1 protein-coding gene is annotated in these 809 nt (G+C 68.0%); it reads left to right on the top strand.

The genetic code is table 11. From position 1 onward, the window contains the following. Positions 1–14 precede the first annotated feature (14 nt). Positions 15–809 (top strand): polyketide synthase dehydratase domain-containing protein (locus tag LG396_RS38815; RefSeq protein ID WP_225798315.1); only part of this gene is annotated, 795 nt, incomplete at its 3' end.

Here is an 809-nt window from a genome sequence, read left to right as displayed (position 1 = left end):
CCGATACCGCGACCCTGGACGCCGGGTATTGGGTGCGGAATCTGCGTGAGCCGGTGCGGTTCGCCCCGGTGATCGAGGCACTGGCGCGGGCGGGTGCCGGGGTGTTCGTGGAGGCGAGTCCTCATCCGGTGCTGGTTGCCGGCATCGGTGACACGGTGGCGGAGGCCGGGGCGCAGTGCGCGGTGGTGGAGACCCTGCGTCGTGACGAGGGCGGCATGGCACGGTTTCTCACCAGCGCCGCCCAGGTCCACGTCCACGGTGTGGACCTGGACTGGGACACGGTCTTCACCGGTACTTCCCGACGCCGGGTGGACCTGCCGACGTATGCGTTCCAGCGTGAGCGTTTCTGGCTGGATGCGGGGCGTTCTCGCGGTGCGGGTGATGTGCGGGAGTTGGGGCTGAGTGCTGCGGATCATCCGTTGCTGGGTGCTGCGGTGGAGGTGGCGGACAGCGATGAGTGGCTGATGACGGGGCGGCTGTCGTTGTCCACGCATCCCTGGCTGGCTGATCATGCTGTGCACGGGACGGTGCTTGTGCCCGGGACCGCTCTGGTGGAGATGGTGATCCGTGCCGGCGACGAAGTCGGCTGCGACGAGATCGAGGAACTCACCCTCCAAGCCCCCCTCCACCTCCCCCAGTTTGGTGGGGTTCTGGTTCAACTGCGGACGAGTGCGCGAGCCGCGGATGGCCGTCGTGAGGTGATGGTCTACTCCCGGCCTGCTGACGAGGATGCCGATGGCCCCTGGACGTGTCACGCGGCGGCCGTAGTGCTGGCAAGCGCATCGGCTGTGGGTTCTGTTGGGTGGGGT

The sequence above is a fragment of the Streptomyces aculeolatus genome (genome assembly GCF_020400605.1).
GTDB classification, from domain to species: domain Bacteria; phylum Actinomycetota; class Actinomycetes; order Streptomycetales; family Streptomycetaceae; genus Streptomyces; species Streptomyces aculeolatus.
The sequence above is the reverse complement of the archived record's forward strand: the minus strand, read 5'-3'. Positions and strand labels throughout refer to the sequence as shown.